This window comes from Aneurinibacillus terranovensis DSM 18919 (assembly GCF_000430625.1).
Classification (GTDB): Bacteria; Bacillota; Bacilli; order Aneurinibacillales; family Aneurinibacillaceae; genus Aneurinibacillus_B; species Aneurinibacillus_B terranovensis.
On sequence record NZ_KE387171.1, the window covers coordinates 2,562 to 21,272 of the forward strand.

24 protein-coding genes and 1 other annotated feature are annotated in these 18,711 nt (G+C 46.7%); of the genes, 10 read left to right on the forward strand and 14 right to left on the reverse strand.

Annotated elements, in window-relative coordinates:
• Positions 1-84: 84 nt before the first annotated feature.
• From H525_RS0115510 to H525_RS0115565, 12 genes are all read right to left on the reverse strand, one after another.
• Positions 85-318: a DUF2553 family protein gene (locus H525_RS0115510; RefSeq protein WP_027416921.1), complete on the reverse strand. Its 234-nt coding sequence runs from the start codon at positions 316-318 to the stop codon at positions 85-87.
• A gap of 33 nt (positions 319-351) precedes the next feature.
• Positions 352-735, reverse strand: a complete 384-nt coding sequence (gcvH, locus tag H525_RS0115515) for a glycine cleavage system protein GcvH (protein ID WP_027416922.1) — start codon at positions 733-735, stop codon at positions 352-354.
• Between the two features lie 37 nt (positions 736-772).
• Entirely contained in the window at positions 773-1,225 is a 453-nt protein-coding gene (locus H525_RS0115520) for a redoxin domain-containing protein (protein ID WP_027416923.1), read from the reverse strand.
• Between the two features lie 129 nt (positions 1,226-1,354).
• Positions 1,355-1,900 (reverse strand): peroxiredoxin, encoded by a 546-nt coding sequence (locus H525_RS0115525; protein ID WP_027416924.1) that lies wholly within the window; start codon positions 1,898-1,900, stop codon positions 1,355-1,357.
• 176 nt (positions 1,901-2,076) lie between these two features.
• The gene (locus H525_RS0115530) at positions 2,077-3,261 is read right to left on the reverse strand and encodes an LL-diaminopimelate aminotransferase (protein WP_035101639.1); all 1,185 of its coding nucleotides are present in this window, start codon (positions 3,259-3,261) and stop codon (positions 2,077-2,079) included.
• 23 nt (positions 3,262-3,284) lie between these two features.
• Complete coding sequence (locus H525_RS0115535) at positions 3,285-3,644, reverse strand: arsenate reductase family protein (RefSeq protein ID WP_027416926.1); 360 nt, start codon at positions 3,642-3,644, stop codon at positions 3,285-3,287.
• A 32-nt stretch (positions 3,645-3,676) separates the two neighbouring features.
• A complete protein-coding gene (locus H525_RS0115540) occupies positions 3,677-4,459 on the reverse strand; it encodes an ABC transporter ATP-binding protein (protein WP_027416927.1) in 783 nt (260 codons plus the stop codon).
• 54 nt (positions 4,460-4,513) lie between these two features.
• Entirely contained in the window at positions 4,514-5,587 is a 1,074-nt protein-coding gene (locus H525_RS0115545) for a FecCD family ABC transporter permease (RefSeq protein WP_051331084.1), read from the reverse strand.
• On the reverse strand, positions 5,588-6,541 hold the full coding sequence (locus H525_RS0115550) for an ABC transporter substrate-binding protein (RefSeq protein ID WP_051331085.1): 954 nt from the start codon (positions 6,539-6,541) through the stop codon (positions 5,588-5,590). It lies immediately after the preceding gene.
• Between the two features lie 68 nt (positions 6,542-6,609).
• The gene (locus H525_RS0115555) at positions 6,610-7,413 is read right to left on the reverse strand and encodes a DUF2797 domain-containing protein (RefSeq protein ID WP_027416930.1); all 804 of its coding nucleotides are present in this window, start codon (positions 7,411-7,413) and stop codon (positions 6,610-6,612) included.
• Between the two features lie 115 nt (positions 7,414-7,528).
• The gene (locus H525_RS0115560; protein ID WP_027416931.1) at positions 7,529-8,260 is read right to left on the reverse strand and encodes an amino acid ABC transporter ATP-binding protein; all 732 of its coding nucleotides are present in this window, start codon (positions 8,258-8,260) and stop codon (positions 7,529-7,531) included.
• 73 nt (positions 8,261-8,333) lie between these two features.
• Positions 8,334-9,500, reverse strand: a complete 1,167-nt coding sequence (locus tag H525_RS0115565; RefSeq protein WP_245590498.1) for an MFS transporter — start codon at positions 9,498-9,500, stop codon at positions 8,334-8,336.
• A gap of 152 nt (positions 9,501-9,652) precedes the next feature.
• Positions 9,653-9,874: a binding site (T-box leader), on the forward strand.
• A 32-nt stretch (positions 9,875-9,906) separates the two neighbouring features.
• Here H525_RS0115565 and proB point away from each other — a divergent pair.
• The 7 genes from proB (at position 9,907) to H525_RS24380 (ending at position 15,968) form a co-directional block, all read left to right on the forward strand.
• Entirely contained in the window at positions 9,907-11,073 is a 1,167-nt protein-coding gene (gene proB, locus H525_RS0115570; RefSeq protein ID WP_035101573.1) for a glutamate 5-kinase, read from the forward strand.
• A complete protein-coding gene (locus H525_RS0115575) occupies positions 11,070-12,317 on the forward strand; it encodes a glutamate-5-semialdehyde dehydrogenase (RefSeq protein WP_027416934.1) in 1,248 nt (415 codons plus the stop codon). Before proB ends, H525_RS0115575 begins: the two co-directional genes overlap by 4 nt.
• A 14-nt stretch (positions 12,318-12,331) precedes the next feature.
• Positions 12,332-13,168 carry a pyrroline-5-carboxylate reductase gene (gene proC / locus H525_RS0115580; RefSeq protein ID WP_027416935.1) on the forward strand — a complete coding sequence of 279 codons (837 nt, stop codon included), beginning with the start codon at positions 12,332-12,334 and terminating at the stop codon, positions 13,166-13,168.
• A gap of 32 nt (positions 13,169-13,200) precedes the next feature.
• The gene (locus H525_RS0115585) at positions 13,201-14,010 is read left to right on the forward strand and encodes a P-loop NTPase family protein (RefSeq protein ID WP_027416936.1); all 810 of its coding nucleotides are present in this window, start codon (positions 13,201-13,203) and stop codon (positions 14,008-14,010) included.
• Between the two features lie 64 nt (positions 14,011-14,074).
• Complete coding sequence (locus H525_RS0115590; RefSeq protein ID WP_027416937.1) at positions 14,075-14,362, forward strand: hypothetical protein; 288 nt, start codon at positions 14,075-14,077, stop codon at positions 14,360-14,362.
• Between the two features lie 14 nt (positions 14,363-14,376).
• On the forward strand, positions 14,377-14,721 hold the full coding sequence (locus tag H525_RS0115595) for a spore coat protein (protein ID WP_027416938.1): 345 nt from the start codon (positions 14,377-14,379) through the stop codon (positions 14,719-14,721).
• Positions 14,722-14,825: 104 nt separating this feature from the next.
• A complete protein-coding gene (locus tag H525_RS24380) occupies positions 14,826-15,968 on the forward strand; it encodes an AbrB family transcriptional regulator (protein WP_342664293.1) in 1,143 nt (380 codons plus the stop codon).
• On the opposite strand, the gene H525_RS24385 is transcribed toward H525_RS24380, so the two are convergent.
• On the reverse strand, positions 15,965-16,270 hold the full coding sequence (locus H525_RS24385) for a DUF2573 family protein (RefSeq protein WP_051331087.1): 306 nt from the start codon (positions 16,268-16,270) through the stop codon (positions 15,965-15,967). The genes H525_RS24380 and H525_RS24385 overlap by 4 nt on opposite strands.
• A gap of 138 nt (positions 16,271-16,408) precedes the next feature.
• Between H525_RS24385 and H525_RS24390 the strand changes: the two genes are divergently transcribed.
• Complete coding sequence (locus H525_RS24390) at positions 16,409-16,759, forward strand: DUF1811 family protein (RefSeq protein WP_051331088.1); 351 nt, start codon at positions 16,409-16,411, stop codon at positions 16,757-16,759.
• Here the strand turns inward: H525_RS24390 and H525_RS0115615 are convergent.
• Positions 16,756-17,295 (reverse strand): GNAT family N-acetyltransferase, encoded by a 540-nt coding sequence (locus H525_RS0115615; RefSeq protein ID WP_027416939.1) that lies wholly within the window; start codon positions 17,293-17,295, stop codon positions 16,756-16,758. The two genes, H525_RS24390 and H525_RS0115615, sit on opposite strands and share 4 nt — an antisense overlap.
• Before the next feature lie 137 nt (positions 17,296-17,432).
• Between H525_RS0115615 and H525_RS0115620 the strand changes: the two genes are divergently transcribed.
• Positions 17,433-18,074: a SpoIID/LytB domain-containing protein gene (locus tag H525_RS0115620; protein ID WP_027416940.1), complete on the forward strand. Its 642-nt coding sequence runs from the start codon at positions 17,433-17,435 to the stop codon at positions 18,072-18,074.
• Positions 18,071-18,709 (forward strand): hypothetical protein, encoded by a 639-nt coding sequence (locus H525_RS24395; RefSeq protein WP_051331089.1) that lies wholly within the window; start codon positions 18,071-18,073, stop codon positions 18,707-18,709. Before H525_RS0115620 ends, H525_RS24395 begins: the two co-directional genes overlap by 4 nt.
• Positions 18,710-18,711 lie beyond the last annotated feature (2 nt).

The window sequence follows — 18,711 nt, forward strand, 5'->3', positions numbered from 1 at the left end:
TGACCCATGGAGGAAAGTATATGTTGCTTTAACACTGTAAAGCAACATATACTTTCTTTAACGATAAAAAAAAAAGCGGTGCTTTTAGCACCACCCCGATTCACAGTCTCCAACATAATTATCAACTTGAACCACATCAGCATTATCGACCCTGAAAATACGCTGTGCATCCATATGAAAACCGGCATTCATCGTGAAATTAGCACCCTCGAAAGGAATATGGCCGATTTCCTGCCCATTCAAGGTTAAGACAATACAATCATCGGTGAGTTCTCCGCGGACTTTGTTGGTAATATCAATTTTTGATACATCAGACATGTTCATCACCTCATGGTAAGAAAGTTTATAGTACTATTCTTCCTTAACCATCGCTTCATATGCAGAGCTGTCCATTAATTTATCAAGTTCGCCTTGATTTGAGATCTCCACTACGATCATCCATGCTTTATCATATGGTGATTCGTTTACCAGTTCAGGTGAGTCTTCAAGGCTGGAATTAACTTCAACGACCTTACCGCTCACAGGGGCATATAATTCAGAAACCGTTTTTACCGACTCCACACTGCCAAAGGGATCGTTTTGTGTGATTTGGTCACCTGCAGACGGCAGTTCAACGAACACAATATCGCCTAACTCGGATTGGGCAAAATCAGTAATTCCAATATAAGCTTTATTGCCTTCCACTCGCACCCATTCATGTTCTTCACTATATTTCAGATTAGCCGGTACATTCATCGTCCCTGTCCTCCTATTCGTGTCATTCAATAATCGTCTATTCCGCTTCTTCCGGTCCAAGTATGCGATCCAACCGTTTTTCCAGCATCTTAAGTCCTTTTTCTCCCGCCTGATAATGGCGAAGTTTTAAGTCCTTATCAAACAAATAATAAGCGGGCACATATTGATTTTCATACGCATCGACCAGCGCATGAGAATTATCAATAGCAACCGGATGAGTCAATTCGTAATGTTTTATCGCTTCTTTAACAGGCTCAATTTGCGTATCTTTTTCCGAACGCGGCATATGAATACTAACGACCCGCAGTCCCTGGTCTTTATAATAATCCCGCCACTGGTTCAATTGCGGGAGCGTTTCTTTACACGTATGGCAGCTGATCGACCAGTAATGAACAAGGGCTGGCTGTCCCTTTAATTCTTCCTTCGTTACTTCACCGTTTACCCATTCTGTTACACCGCTAAATTCAGGCATTTCATCACGTAATTTCATGACTGCTTAACCTCCTTGTAGGATGCTTGGTAAAACGTTATCGCCAATGCAAAGGTTAAAAGAAGGACCTAACGAAATAGGTTAGGTCCTTCTTTAATGAATAATACTGTGAAGCGTCAACGAATACAATTAGCCTTTCAAAAGAGCCTGGCCTGGCTTCCAGTTCGCAGGGCAAAGGCCGCCGGATTGGAAAGCTTGCAGCACACGAAGCGTTTCATCTACGCTGCGACCGACATCAAGGTTATGAATAGCAGCGTACATAAGCGTACCTTCAGGATCAATAATGAACAGGCCGCGAAGCGCAACCCCTTGTTCTTCAATAAGTACGCCATAATCGCGAGATACTTTGTGTGTATTGTCAGAAGCAATTGGGAAGTTAATGTTGCCAAGTCCATTCTCGTCGCGGGGCGTTTTAATCCATGCACGGTGGGAGTACTTGCTGTCCGTGCTGACGGCAAGAAGTTCAGCATCGAGGTCTTTAAATTGCTCATAAGCATCGCTCATTGCAGTAATTTCAGTCGGGCATACGAATGTGAAATCCAGCGGGTAGAAAAACATAACTAACCATTTACCTTTGTAGTCAGACAGTTTCGCAGTACCGAAGTTTTCCCCGTCACCGAGGGCTGTTTCCATTTCAAAGTCAGGGGCTTGTAAACCTACTAAACGTTCTGCCATATGTAATGACCTCCCATAAAAATATTTTCATTCCGGGAAACCCGGAAAAAATAACTAATTTGCTCATTTTCTTCATTCAGATCATAACAAATCCTAGAGATAATAGTCAATACTTTCTAATAATAATTTTAATTAAGCGTACAATGTTGCAACACACGCTAATTATTGTAGACCATCTAACGAGAAATTATTCCCGATTTTTTTATGCGTTCGATCACTTCTTTTAATACATCAACCGGTTTTACAAGGGCGATGCGAACGTATCCTTCCCCTTCCTGGCCAAACGCATTACCGGGAATGACCACAACGCCGGCCTTTTCAAGCAGCGTAAATGCAAAATTCTCCGATGTCCACCCATCCGGAATCGGCGCCCACACAAACATCGTCGCTTTCGGCTTATCGATTTTCCATCCGATCGCTGCTAGACCGTCAAGCAGAACGTCACGCCGCTCCTGGTAAACTTGCGCAATCCGATTTTGACCCGGATGCAAAATATCATGCTCCATTGCGGCAATCGCAGCCTCTTGAATCGCAAGAAAAATACCGTAATCGATATTGGATTTGATGATTGCAAGCGGGCGGATGATCTGTGCATTCCCCACAATATATCCAACACGGCACCCGGCCATATTAAAGCTTTTTGACAGCGAATTAAATTCCACGCCGACTTCTTTCGCCCCTGGTGTTTCGAGGAAACTTGGCGGACGATAACCGTCAAACGCCATTTCCGAATACGCCATATCATGGGCCACAAGAATATCATTTTCCCGCGCGAATCTCACCACTTTCTCAAAGAACCCTTCTTGAACCGTAGCGGAAACAGGGTTATTTGGATAATTCAACACCATTAACTTCGCCCGTTCCAGAATGTCAGCGGGTATATTCGTAAAGTCCGGTAAAAAACCGTTTTCCGCCCGAAGCGGAAGCGGATAAATCTCGCCGCCGGCCAGGTTTACACTGGCAAAATAAATAGGATAGCCCGGATCCGGTACGAGCACGACATCTCCCGGGTCAATCCAACCCTGCGCCAGATGAGCCAGCCCATCCTGCGAACCCATTAATGATAAAACTTCGTGATCCGGGTCGACTTCAACATGAAAGCGGTGAAAATACCAACTGGCTACGGTTTCCCGGAAGCGCAGAGAGCCCTCCGAGGTCGGATATCCATAATTATCAGGGTTGCGAACCGCCTGAGTGAGCGCTTCCATAATAAAAGGCGAAGGAGGTTGATCAGGACTCCCAATGCCAAGATCAATCACCTCAAACGTGCCGCTTGCTTCCACCGCTCTCTTTCTCTGATTCATCTCTGTAAAAATAGCCGACGATAACCCCGCCAGTCTTCTGGACGGTTGTACATGCAGTGATATTGTCAAGTTCGTTCCCTCTACTTCCAATTTTTCTCCATGTCTTCTTCCTTAAATCCGACGGTTACATGTTCGCTGCCTGCAATAAGCGGCCGTTTGATAAGCTTGCCATCAGAAGCCAACAGGGCAAGCATCTCCTCCTCCGACATCTTGCCCAGCTTATCTTTTAAGCCAAGTTCGCGGTACGACTGCCCGCTCGTATTAAAAAATTTCTTTAAGTCCAGTCCGCTTCGCTGCCAGTATGTACGCAATTCCTCTACTGTCGGCGGCCGGTCAACAATGGGAATTTCCTGATAAGGCACCCCATTTTCATCCAGCCATTTTTTTGCTTTCCGGCATGTGCCACATTTGTTATATACATACGCTTTTATTTCTGACATAAGACGCCTCCCAAATTTTATCATAGCACAATTTACGTTATAGTCGCACGTTGAAGCAGAATTTGCGGCACATTGAGGGTAGGGTGCTGCACGATCAGCGGTTCTGTCCCGTACACCTCTTGCAAAAGGGGGGCATTGATGATGTCATTCACACATCCGCCGCGTGTAATTCTGCCCTGTTCTATCAGGAGAAGACGGTCACAGTACTGGGCGGCGAGATTTAAATCATGGAGAACAAGCAATATCGTTCCGCCAGTTTCTCTCTGCCAGCTCCGAACCAAATTGAGAATAGATACCTGATAACCAATATCCAGATACGTTGTCGGCTCATCCAGCAGGAGGATTTTCGCCTGCTGGGCAAACGAGGATGCAATGGCCACCCGCTGGCGTTCTCCACCGCTTAGTTCATCTAACTTTTTGTGTGCAATGGCCGCAATTCCGGTGCGTTCCATAGCCTCATATATCGCCTGCCTGTCGCGTTTCGACTCACGTTGCCAAAACCGCTGGTACGGGTAGCGCCCCATCGCCACCACCTCTTCTACTTCCACAGATGATGCGGCAATTCCCCCTTGATTGACAACCGCCAATTTACGGGCCAGAATTCGTGACGGATAATCGGCTAGTTTTTTTCCGTCGATATAAACCTCGCCTTGATCAGGCTTTAACACGCGGGAAAGAATTTTAACCAGGGTCGATTTACCGGAACCATTGGGTCCAATAATTCCAACGGTTTCTCCTTCATTCACCCGAAAATCAATTTCTGTAAGAATCGGAATGTTTTCCGCGCGGTAGCTAATTTGTTGTACATCTATCACGATCTCCACTCCAATTTTCTACATTTAAACATCCTTTTAGGGCGGGCGGCCGTGTTAAAAGAAGTTTTTTCTTGTTTGACGCAGAAGATACGCAAAAAAAGGAGCCCCAAGGAAGGCGGTAATGACTCCAATCGGCAGCTCCTGTGGCTGCATAATGATGCGTGCCAGTGTGTCTGCAATAACAAGCAAAACTGAGCCTGCTATAGCTGATACGGGGAAAAGCAAACGATGGTCGGAACCAACCAGCATGCGCATGATGTGCGGAACAATTAAACCGACAAATCCAATGACACCGGATACCGATACCGCGGCGCCTGCTGTTAACGAAGCAGCAATAAGCAGTACGAGACGAACCCATCCGACATTCATCCCGAGATGGTGCGCATGTTCCTCGCCAAGTGCCATAATATTCAACTCACGCGCAAATCCATACATCACGAGGATACCGCCCGCAATATAAGGAAAAATTACTTCGCCGAAAGTCCAGTCGCTGAGTGTTAAACTCCCCATAAGCCAAAAGATAATCTGCTGAGCCTTTTCCTGTGACTGTGAAAGCACAAGAGAAAGCCCTGCACCGAGAAAAGCCTGCACAACGACACCGGACAGGATGAGAGACTCGATTCGAACTCTTCCGCGGGTGAAGGCGAGACGATACACAATGAACAACGTAGCAAGTCCGCAGATAAAAGAAACAAGAGGAAGCGTCCACTGCCCGGTTACGCTTATCTGCCAGCCAAACATAATGACAAGAGCTGCCCCGAGCGAGGCGCCTGAAGACACTCCCAGAATATATGGATCTGCCAGTGGATTGCGAAGTACACCCTGGTAAACGACCCCGGAAGAAGCCAGTGCGGCACCAACAAGTACAGCAAGCAAAACACGCGGCATGCGGATTTCCCATACGATTGTCTCAGCAGCAGACGGCACCCCCTTCGCCGCTGACAAACCAAACGGCAGATGGGACATAATGATTTGCCAAACCGTAAAATATGAAAGGTTCGCGCTCCCGAGCGATACACTGAACATGACAGCAAGGAACAAAAGAAATGAGAGCAAGAGCAGCCAGAACACCAGGCGCTTATACCAGGACCAGGAAGATGGCTTTCTTTGAACCTTAGTGCCAGCCATCTATTTAAAAAGGTCCGGGTGCAGGTCGGCTGCAATTTGTTTTAAACCGTCTGTTATACGCGGACCCGGCCTGTCCACTAGATTGGAATCAAGGTCAAAAACTTTGCCCTGCTGCACCGCATGAATGCCTTTCCACGTTGTTCGCTGCTTAATTTTTTCAGTTGCCCCTTTCTGGTAATAGCCATATGTATCCAGAATAATGTCAGGATTACGTTCGATGATTTTTTCTTCCGAAAGCTGTTTCCAGCCGGTAAGATCAGAGGCAATATTCACCCCACCAGCCATTTCAATCATGTCATTCATAAACGTACCTTTTCCGGTAGTGAATAGAGTCGGGTCTACTTCCACCCATACTTTCGGCTTTTTAGAAGCTGGAATATCCTTTACCTTGTCGGTAACCTGCTTCACATCCTTCCGCATTTTGGCAACAAGCTGTTCCGCTTTATCTTCTGTTCCCGTTGCCTTCCCTACCGTCTCGATAGACGCATAGATGTCGTCAAATGTCTTTGCATCCGATGCTAGAACCGGAATGCCCAGCTTGCGGAGGGCTGCAATCGCTTTGCCGTTACTCGAATCGGCGAGGACAAGATCAGGCTGCAGAGATACAACCTTTTCCGTATTAATATTCAAATCACCGACCCGCTGCTTTTTGGCTACTTCTTTCGGATAATCATCGTAGTTGGAAACGCCGACAATCTGTTGATCCAGCCCGAGCGCAAAGGCAATTTCCGTCATATTAGGGATGATAGACACGATGCGCTCCGGTTTTTTAGCTATCTTTACTTCTGTACCGGTACTGTCATGTATGGTAACCGGAAATCCCGGACTTGAAGCGGCCGGTGGATTGGGCTTGTTTTGTGAGCTGACTTCCTGTTTCGTTCCACCACACCCTGCGATCGCAAAAAGAAGCAGAGCAAGGACGATGAAAGAAAGAGTTTTTCGCATGTTGTGCATGTTGTTTCTCTCCCATGTTATTTTATATTTGAAGAAAGGTTATACTGACGACGTAAAAACGCCTCTCCTCACGCGAGGACAGGCGTAGATAATTCAACCTGGTAGCCCGAATATTTTTTAACGTTGAGCACACCGTTTTTAAAAAGCAGATACTGGCCTTTTATCCCAATCAGCTCATCCTCTATAACAGGCTGCTTGTCCAGGTTGTATGTCTTCACTTTATCAATCTGCCCGGTAAGCGGATAGGTTACGTCCACCCACTGGTCCTCTTTCAGAATGTACGGTTGAAATTCTTCCGGAAACTTTGCCTGAACCTCTTCTCGGAGTTCGAGCAAATCAACAAGTTCGACTTCCCCTTTTAACATCTTGCGCCAATCTGTTTTATCTGCCAGGAACTGCGAAAGGTACACTTCAAGCTCCCCCGCCAGCTTGCGCGTCGGGACTTCAGCGATGGGAATCGCCCGCATCGCCCCCTGGTCAATCCAGCGTTTCATCTCATTATTTTTCCGGGTAAGACCGACCTTCACGCCGCTGCTTACCGCCAGATATACATAATGCGGAATCATGCAGTGTGTTTTTCCAAACTCCGGATCCCGGCACGTGCCCCGATCGTAATGACACTCGTGGGGTTTAACGATACACAAATCATTTTCCGGCAGCTTTGTAAAGCAAGGATAGCAGTACCCGTTATTGTATGTTTTTTTAATCTTGCGTCCACAGCTTATGCATTCAATTTTCCCTTTAAATTCAAGGTGAAGCTGTCTCCCAATCCAATCATTCATGGTCACACGTTCGTCCGCCAGCTGTAAAACATAGTGTATTGGGCTCTCATATTGATGCTGAAAACCCTGTAGAAAACCGATGTATTTCACAAATTCCCTCTCCTAAACGACAGCCTGCTGTTTCTTGTATGCGGCTATTTTTTGCCTTTGCCCTTTTGCTAAAAGCTTTATTGACACGCTTGTGCTTTTTCCAAACGCCCTTTCTTTAGGCGTGGATCACCTTGTGAAGGAATTCCTTCGTCCGTTCATTTTTTGGATTCGTAAATATATCTTCCGGACGCCCTTCTTCCATAATAATACCCTGATCCATAAAAATCACCCGATCACACACATCGCGCGCAAAGCCCATTTCATGGGTGACTACAACCATGGTCATCCCTTCCTGAGCAAGATTTTTCATAACGGACAGAACCTCACCCACGAGTTCCGGATCAAGCGCCGAAGTTGGTTCGTCAAACAGCATAATTTTCGGATTCATCGCAAGCGCACGCGCGATCGCCACACGCTGCATTTGCCCGCCGGAAAGCTTCTCCGGATAAACGTCAGCTTTATCGCGCAATCCAACCTTTTCAAGAAGTTCCAGCGCCCTTTTGTGTATCGTTTCTTTGCTCTCTTTTAACACTTTCACCGGAGCCAGCACGACGTTTTCCACAACCGTCTTATGCGGGAATAAATTAAAACGCTGGAACACCATGCCTACTTCGGTTCGAACCTGGTTTATATCGACCTTCGGATTGGAAAGATCATGTCCGTTAATGATGATCTGCCCGCTTGTTAATTCTTCTAAACCATTCAAGCAGCGCAAGAACGTACTTTTGCCGGAACCGGAAGGACCGATGACGCTGACCACTTCTTTCTCATTAATAATGCAGTCGATTCCCTTAAGAACTTCCAATTCACCAAAATACTTATGGAGATTTTTAACTTGAATGATCAAGATTACAGACCCCTTCCGCGTACCAGCTATTTTTTTTCAATTGTAAGGAAAAATCGCTAATTTGTAAAATGAATTAATGCACCTTCTCGCTCGTCGAGGTTTCTCCGAAAGAAAAGGCCGCCACGGAGAATGCGAAGAAAACAGCCCCAAGAAAATAAAACATAGTTGCCGGTGAAACAAACTGAATTCCAAATCCTCCGAGATTTGGCCCCACAATACTGCCGATGCTGAAATTAATCGACGCAATGACGTTGGCGGCGGGCAAAATGGATTTCGGCAGCAGGTCTGCCGCATAAGCAAGGCCAAGCGAATAAAAGGAACCGACAAGGCCGCCCGCTGCCAGGAGCAGAACAAAGATTTTCCATACGTCATCCTCCATAAAAGGAACGGCAAGAAACGCGAGGGAACCGATAAAACCGGCGCCCATTAACACCGGCTTTCTCCCTTTTCGGTCACTCAGTATTCCAAGCGGCAGCTGCAGGATAAGACCTCCGATACCGATAGCCGGGAGAAGAAGCGAGATCGCTTCCTCACTCAGTCCCATCCGGAGACCATATACGGGAAAATTGCTGTTCATGGACGATTCCATGCAACCGTATAAAAAGGAAGGGATTAAAGCAAACCACGCGATTTTAAGAGTGCCGGAATACCGCTGTCCTCTTGACATCTCTTTTTGCTCACGGGCCGGAAACTCATTGGTAAGCCTGAGCAAAAATCCTAAGGCTGCGAGATAAAACAGACAGATGGCCGCAAACGGAACCCAGTCTCCGAATCGAAGAAGATTGATGCCAACCGGACCAATACTGAAACCTATTCCATAGGACATGCCATACAGAGAAATGTTGCGGCCTCTTTTATTAGGAGGACTGCTGGAAGTAATCCACAGCTGGGTCGCATAATGAAGCGAACTGTCGCCGATCCCTACCGCTAAGCGAAGGATGAACCAGAAAATAAGATTATTCCACAGCGGAAAAAGCAGCGTCGCGATAGTTACCAGCAGCATTCCCGCCATAATCATTCGTTTGTACCCTAATTTTCGCACAGGCTTTTCAATAAAAAGCATCGCAATGAATGTTCCCACATACAGCCCGGCAGCGTTCAATCCATTCATGCCGGACGGTATGCCCGACTTTTCCAGTAAGATGGTTAACAGCGGCAGAAGAAGCCCCTGGCTCATGCCCGCTACGATCACAACCATGATCACCATAAAAAATCGATACGTTAGCGATGTTGTTCTCACTATAAATCCCCCTCACATACCCTGTTTATTTTACTTGATTTGTGTGATGTTTACCATGGCGGATTCACCGGCAAAAAGAACCTATTCAATCCATAAGATTGTGCAATTTTTTTCATACTTATTGACAAATGTGTAAAGGTTCATCATAATAAAACAAAACGTTGATGGGGAATAGTAAGGTAAAAGCGTGCATCCAGAGAGCAAATCATTTGCTGAGAGATTTGCGGTACGATTTACCGGAACCCACCCCGGAGTGCCAGAGAACTGGCCGGGATGTTTCCTTACCTGTTATCAAAGGGATCAAGCGGGCGTTTTTGTTCATGAGAGACGCCAATAAAGGTGGTACCGCGGAAGCAAAGCTTTTCGTCCTTTTTGTCATAAGGGATGGAAGGCTTTTTTACTTCATATGGAAAAGGTCGTGTTTATCTTGGAAAACGGTCGGAAGAATCGGATTGTCGTTAAAATCGGAAGCAGTTCTTTAACGAATTTAACCGAAGGATTATCCCTTGAAAAGCTGGAAAATCACGTTGCCGCACTGGCAAATCTTCGCCACGCGGGGCATGAGGTCATTCTTGTGTCCTCGGGAGCGGTGGCCGCCGGCTTCACGGCGTTAGGCTATCCCACTCGACCTGTAACGCTGGAAGGAAAGCAAGCAGCAGCAGCCGTAGGGCAAGGGCTGCTTATCCAGGCGTACAATGACTGCCTTCGCAGGCATGGGTTAACGGGTGCGCAAATTCTTCTCACCCGCAATGATTTTTCCAAGCGGCACCGCTACCATAATGCATACGGGGCGTTAAACGTCCTGCTCAAGCGCGGAATCGTCCCAATCATCAATGAGAATGATACGGTCTCGGTTGACGAATTAACGTTTGGGGATAACGACATGCTGTCCGCGCTCGTTGCGGCTCTGCTCCATGCAGACGGGCTGATCATTCTCACGGACACAGACGGCCTTTATACCGCCAACCCCCACCTGTATCCCGAAGCTAAAAAAATTGAACGGGTGAATGAGATTACCCCTGAGATTGAAGAAATTGCCGGAGATTCCGGCACTGCTGTCGGCACAGGCGGAATGCGCTCGAAAATCAGTGCGGCTAAACTGGCCCTCTCACTCGGAATTGACGTTTTTATCGGCACAGGAAGCGGGGATGATAAACTGCTTGCTATTTTGAACGGCAATGGAGCCGGAACGTATTTTTCCAATGATATTAAAGGAACATTAAAATCGAGAAAACAGTGGATTGCTTTTCATGCGGAAAGCAGCGGGAAAATAAAAATCGATGACGGAGCGGTTAAAGCCATGCTGGAAGGCCATAAAAGCCTCCTTCCATCCGGCGTCGTTGAAATACAGGGCCATTTTAAACCCGGCCAGGTGATTGAAGTGTGGAATACACACGGTCATCTGATCGGCAAAGGCGAAGTAAATTATTCAGCCGAACAGTTGGCCCTCGTGAAGGGAAAATCAACATCTGTCAGCAGGGAAATGCTTCGGATTGAACGGGCGGAAGTCATCCACCGCGATAACTGGGTGACACTCTACGTACAGGAAAACAAGGGGGAACCGGTAACATGAGATTGCTTGAAAAAGCGAAGAAGGCAAAAGAAGCGGCTGTAACTATGGGGTTGTTATCGACGGAAGAAAAAAATGAAGCGCTCCTTCGCATGGCAGACGCGTTAGAGAGCAGCACCAGTAGGATTATTCAGGCAAACGAAGTCGATGTGACCGCAGCGAAGGAAAGCGGGGCGCCATCCTCTATCGTTGATCGGCTTCTGTTAAATGAAAACCGGATCAAGGATATGGCGGAAGGATTGCGGCAGGTCGTGGCGCTTGCCGACCCGGTCGGTGAAATGCTGGCATCCTGGGAGCGGCCGAACGGACTGCAAATTACACAGGTTCGTGTTCCTTTAGGAGTGATCGGGATGATTTATGAAGCTCGCCCGAATGTGACCGTCGATGCAACAGGACTATGTTTAAAAACCGGCAACGCGGTTCTTCTTCGCGGCAGTTCATCCGCTCTTACCTCCAACCGTACGATCGTTTCCATTCTGCAGGAAGCCATCCGGGAAACAAAAGTACCCACCGATGCCGTTCAACTGCTCGAAGAGGGAACCCGCGATGAGGTCGGGCAGATGCTTAAAATGAACGACTATCTTGATGTTCTCATCCCACGGGGCAGCGCAGGTCTCATCCGTTTCGTCGTGGAAAATGCCTCTGTGCCTGTCCTTGAGACCGGAGCTGGAAACTGCCATGTGTATATTGATGAAACAGCCAAGCCTGATATGGCAGAGCAAATCATTACCAACGCGAAAACCCAGCGTCCTGCTGTATGCAATGCCGCCGAGACATTGCTGGTGCATAGAAAATGGGCGGAGCGGTACCTTGCTTCCCTGCTTGCTTCCCTGAAAGAAAAAGGGGTGGAAATACACGGGTGTGAACAAACGCGAAAACTGGCGCCTGCGCATGAAATCATCCCTGCCACAGAAGAAGACTGGGAAACTGAATTTCTCGATTATATTCTGGCGGTTCGCGTAGTAGACAGTCTGGAGGAAGCGATGTCTCATATTGCCAGGTACGGAAGCAAGCACTCGGAATCCATTGTGACAGAAACAAAGACCAATGCGCAGAGATTTCTCCAGCAGGTCGATGCGGCTGCCGTGTACCACAACGCATCCACCCGCTTCACCGACGGATTTGAATTCGGGTTCGGTGCGGAAATCGGGATCAGTACTCAAAAGCTGCACGCACGCGGGCCGATGGGTCTTCCTGCTCTTACTTCCTCTAAGTATGTGATATATGGAACGGGCCAGATTAGATAGGGAGGGATGTTATCATGCTTCAAACTAAAAATATTTGTTTTCTCGGAGCCGGTTCAATGGCGGAAGCCCTCATCTCGGGTCTTCTTACAAAAAAGTTAATTGCGCCGCGTCAGCTCTGCGCGGTAAACCGCGGAAATAACGGCCATATTGAGAAACTTGTCGAACGGTACGGCATCGCGCATGTGGGGCGTGAGGAGGCTATCAAAAAAGCCGACATCATCGTGCTTGCGGTAAAACCAAAAGACATTGCTGCCGCTGTCGCCGGCATCCAGGCATGGACGCGCCCTGAGCAATTGTTTATTTCTGTACTGGCCGGCATTTCGACGGAGTATATCTCCCGATTGCTTAGACATAATGCGCCTGTCATTCGCACGATGCCGAATACGTCGGCTGCGGTCGGCCTCTCCGCCACCGCTATTTCACCAGGCAAATACGCCTCTGACGAAGATGTAAACATCGCACTTGCCATGTTTAACGCGGTAGGAATCGCGGAAATTGTAAAAGAAAATGAACTTCATGCTGTTACGGGACTTTCCGGAAGCGGCCCTGCTTATGTATACTATCTGGTAGAGGCAATGGAAGCCGCGGGAAGCGAAATCGGGCTGGATCCTGAAGTGGCCCGCCGCCTCATTTTGCAAACCATTATCGGGGCCGCCCATATGTTAAAAGAATCCGATGAAGAGCCGGCTGCCCTGCGCCGTAAAGTAACAAGCCCGAACGGTACAACCGATGCAGGGATTCGCGTGCTTGAGAAATATGATTTTCAGGAAGCGATGAAAGCATGTATTAAACGCGCCGTCAAGCGCTCTGAGGAAATGGGGGCCATGCCTGTCTCCAGCTCCACTTCCTAATGTCCGAAACCCAGTCAAAGGAGAAGCAAACAATGGAAGTATATGGCCTGTATGGACCGAGTGGTACCGGCAAAAGCACAAGCGCGCTCGCTGTTGCCCATAAATATAATATTCCCGCAATTATTGACGATGGGTTGCTTATCTATAAAGGAAGAAAAATTTCCGGCACCTCTGCCAAATATGAAAAAACGACGATTCAAGCCGTCAAGCGGGCTATTTTCTTTTACGAAGACCATGCCAGAGAGGTAAAAAACTCCATACACGCCCACGCAATTTCCAGGATTCTTTTGATTGGAACATCGAAAAAAATGGTCGATCGCATTGCCGAGGCGCTTGATGTAGGCCCGATACTCCGCTATGTTTCCATCGATGAAATTCGTTCGTCGAGCGAAATTCGGGCGGCTCTTTATACCCGGCGAACGCAGGGAAAGCATGTTATTCCCATTCCGTATATTCAGGTGGAACAACACTTCTTCAAGCGTCTTGTTGAACAGGGGAAAAAGCTTTTTTCAGCTAAAAGGGAAATAATCGGAGAAACTACGATTGTTCAGCCGGATTTTCAGGCCGGGCGGATTCACGTAAGCGAAAACGTTCTGCGTAAACTTGTCCTGTTAAGCTGTCGTGCGATGGAGGGTGTACATTTCGCAAAAATCCAAACGACACTTAACGATTTACCTAGCGTATCCCTTGACCTTCATCTTACGTTATCGGAACAAACTTCCCTGCTCGAAATCGGTCAGACAATCAAACAGCGCGTCTACGACACATACATTTCTCATTTAAATATCGAACTCGATACGATCAACGTGAGAATCAGTAAACTCACCTGGCTCGGGGCCTGAATGCCCCGGGTTTTTTTTGCGTACACTAACCGTGTAAGACTACATGTGAAAGGAGTTTTTCCTTATGCAACAGCAAACAATGGAACAAAATACCCAGCAACCATTGATGATGAACCCCCCTGCCGTGATCACGACAAAAGATCTGTATTATTTAAAAGACCAAATGTCCTGGCTTCTTCTTGCGATGAAAAAGTGTGCTCACTTCGCCGCTGAATGTTCAGACCCTAAGATCAAACAGGCTATTGACCGGGCCGGACTGATGCATCAGCGCCATTACAATATGCTTTTAAAACACTGCCAGCACAACAATAACCAGGCAATGGCCAATCTTCCGCAACAACCCCAACAGTAAGGAGGAATGAAAAAATGCAGCAGCAGAGTAAAATCAAAAACCCAAAGCCTTCGTATGAACCGAAAGTCAAAGGACCTGAACTAAACGACCGCGACCGCATTAACGATATTTTAGCGACAGAAAAATACTTAACAGACAGTTTGAATGTTGCCGTAAGAGAGGCCAGCCATGCTGAGCTGCACCGGGATATCATGACCATCCTCACAGAAACCCACCAGTGCGCCCGGGATATATACAACGTGATGTTCCAAAATGGATGGTATTCATTGGAAGCCGAAGAACAGCAAAAACTCGACCAGGCTTATCAGCAATTCAGCGGCTATTCATCGCAATTTCCTTATACCTCAACCGTTCAGTAAAGAAACTTTCTTGCATATCATGTTAAAATGATTAGAGGATAGATAGTTTAACATAAGACTATTTATCCTCATTTTTATTTGCCAAGCCGTGTTAAGGAGATAGTATGATGCAGAAACCTCATTTCACAAAAGAAACTAAACCCGTTCGATTTTTGGTAACTCTTATCGCTGCCTTTCTTGGAGGTTTACTCTTTGTTGCACTTCACATACCGATCCCCTGGCTGCTCGGATCGATGGCGTCTGTTTTCATTGGTTCTAAATGGAGCAAACTTGAATTCTACTGGCCGGGGTATATCAGGGATACCGGGATGATCATTGTTGGATACTCGATTGGACTATCGTTTACATACAGTGCGCTCATTCAAATCGTTCATCAACTGCCTTCGATGATGTTTATGACTCTTATTCTTGTATCTTTTTGCGCCGTCATCGCTTTGTTCGTTTCCAAACTATCAGGGGTTGATTATCCTACCGTTCTGACTGGCAGTATCCCTGGCGGACTCTCTCAAATGATTACACTGGCGGAAGAAATAAAGGATATTGATTTAACGACTGTAACATTTCTCCAGGTTGCCCGATTAATGATGATTATTTTCTTTGTACCCCTCCTTATTTTCAGCCCCCTATTTGGCGGGGGGAAATCAGGACCATCCTCAGGTTTGGTGCAGACCGTGTCGACACAATGGGACGCTTTATTTCCATCTATCATCATATTTGCCATCGTTTCTGTCGTTTGTGCAATCATTGGGAAAAAGGTTAAGCTGCCGACCGCTTATTTGTTAGGTCCAATTATCGGAACGTCTGCCCTCACAATTTCAGGATTTCATGGTCCTGTACTCCCATCATTGCTATTAGATATTTCTCAATTCATGATCGGTGGTTACATTGGGTTATTGTTGAAGCCTGAGAAACTTAACAACAAGGTAAAAATTATCTCTCTTGCTGTTATAAGCGGCATGGTGATGATTATCGGGTCTTGGGGCTTGAGCGTACTGCTTATCAAAATGCACGGAATCTCGTCTTCGACAAGTTTTTTAAGCGTAGCCCCCGGGGGAATGGATCAAATGGGGATTATTGCACATGAGGTGCATGCAGATTTATCGATGGTTAGCGCGTATCAATTGTTTCGTATCTTTTTTATCTACTTTGTTGTTCCCGCGATGTTAAAATGGCTTTTTAAACACCATACAAGAAAAAGGGCAGAATCATTTGGAGTGGAATGGCATCGGGCAAGAGGGGGAGACTAACCCCCGGTCCCTTCATTTTTTTGTAACGTGTTAAATTTATTTTGCTGCTCCCGGATTTTCCCTTTGTTTTCCTGGTTCCACTCCTGAATTTGTTCAAAAATTTTGCGCATTTCCTGCTTTTCCTGCGGATGTTCGGACGTCCAGTGCTGAACAACAGGAGGCATGACTTTAAGCAAATGGCTGTAGAGGGCCCATGTCTTTACCAGCTCTACACGTTCTTCATTGGCATCTCCCGTCAGCAATTCAGTAAATTTATAGAGTAAACTGTCTATGTCAGGGACAGTCGATTTTGGATGGCTCATTTAATGAATCCCCCTATCTTCTTTATAACTTAATTTTAAACATATACACAGTGATTATCAATTTAAAGTGTGCAAAAAGAATGATAGAAAAAATATGCTATAATATGCTGTATGTACATTATGGGGGGGATTCAAACAATGAAACGCTATAGCGATATGACGCATGATGAAATCCAGTCCGAAATGCAGAAATTGCGTGCTGAAGGCATGCGCAAATATCAGGCCGGCTACATCTCGGAGGCGGCCATGCTTGAAACAAAATTTTTTATGGCCCGCTCCTACCTTCGTAAATCAGATGACTTTATGAGCGGCCAGTCCTACACGGTGATCGGCTATGATGAACCGTTTTATATCCGTTATATGAACGGCGTCATGGCGTGGGGACACTTTGCATCTTCTGAGGAAGAAAGAGCCTTTCCGATTGGTCGGTTAGAGGATGATTCCCCTTCCTGCTCCATCGGCGGATGCGGCTGCGGGTGTGCGAACTAACGGTTCCACTCCCTTTTTAAAAGTCCGTAAACGTGGTGGTCAACATAACGATCGGACAACCACTCCGCCTCACGAATTCTTCCTTCCCATTTAAATCCGAGGCGAATCGCAATCGCCTGACTCCTTCGGTTTACTGTGGCACAACGTATTTCCACACGATTTAACCCGAGCACATTAAATGCATATTCGATGAGCGCATGCACAGAGGAGGTCATGATGCCTTTCCCCTGTGCATGTTTTACCAACCAATAGCCAATACTTGTCCGGTGGTTTATCCAATCTATCTGATTAAAGCTCACCATTCCTGCGATCTCGCCTCTGTATCGGATAAGATAATTCCCCCCGTTGTTCAGTTCGGCCATTTTTTGGCTGGCAGCGATAAAATCCTGTATATCTTCCACACAATTGCTAAAATCAATCCATCCGAGAAACTGCCGCAAGTATTTCCGGTTCCGTTCAATGATGGCAAAAATATTAGCGGCGTCGCTTTCTTTTATGTCCATTATGGTTGTCCATTCATCCACTTCTATCTCCATGGAACGTCTCCTCCTGCCTTCACTGGATGGTAAAAATTATACAATGATTTTACCATTTTTTATATAGAACAAATTTCTGGAATTCTTCCCATACTATCTGTGAGCACAGCTATTTACATGAATAAGGAGGAAAGTATATGCGTTGTTTTACAGTCGTTGCTGTATGCATATTAACCGCCCTGCTGCTTGCCCAGATTTTTCTCGATATTCCTAAAGCGCAGGCACAGAGACAGCCAACCATTGATGAAACCCCTTATCCCGCTAATATCCGCGTAGCGGTACGCGAAAGCAGGCCGGGAGGGGAACCGAATCCCCGCGGTAGAATTTTATACGTGGAAGTGATCCCTTTCGAAACGTATATTCGTAACGTTCTGCCGAATGAATGGTTTCCTACCTGGGACCCGGAAGCGTTAAAAGCAGGCGCGATGGCCATTAAGATGTTCTCCTGGTACCACCAGCTCAATCCTGTAACGATTGACAACCAAACGTTTAATGTCGACAACACAACCAATTTCCAGGTATTCCGCGAAGGAACAGATATGCCGCGTACGAATGCCGCTTTTGATCAAGTTCAAAGGCTTGCTTATGTCAAGAACGATGACACAATCATTGAATTAAATTATCGGGCCGGATACCCGAATGACCCGAACTACCAGTATCGTAACGCTCAGAAAATGGCGCAGCACGGCAGCCAGTACCTCGCGTCGAGACTAAATAGAAACATGCTGCAAATTCTTCAATTCTATTATCAAGGGCGAAAGCTGGTGAGAATCCGATGATAGGTAAATATACAAAAATAGGTTCACTGCTTATTCTGCCGCTGGTAGGTTTACTTGCTTTCCAGATGGATACATCAACCGCCAGCGGGAAAAAAGCTGCCCTGCCGGCTCAACCATACGAAGCACCAAAATATGATGCAAGCAGCCCTTTCACGAAGCTCCAGGACGTCAAGCCGGGAAGCAATATTCCTGGTGCAAACAAGTGGGATTTGTGGGCATTGCTGCAAGTTAGAGTTTTGGATGACGATACTAGAAAACCACTGCCGAATACAGAAGTGGTTCTGGCTGAGAACGGATACCGTGTAACAACGGACAAGAACGGAATGACACCCGCTTTTCCCGCACCTGTTATCCGCGATCCACGCTTCGAACCGACGATTGCGAGGCTGCATGGACAGCTAACGCTAATCGCTTACCAAGAAGGGTACCGGGACGAAATTTACTTCAACGTGCGAATGAATCCGGGAATGCTTACTAAAACCGATATGTATATGCACCGCATTACGCCGCAGGACCGTCGACTTGAACCCCATGCGTATTTTTATCCTACACATCGGCTTTTCACGATTGACCTGGCTGCCAAATACCGCAGTAAAACACAGCCTGGCGCGGGTCCGGAAAGTCCGGACAGGTAATC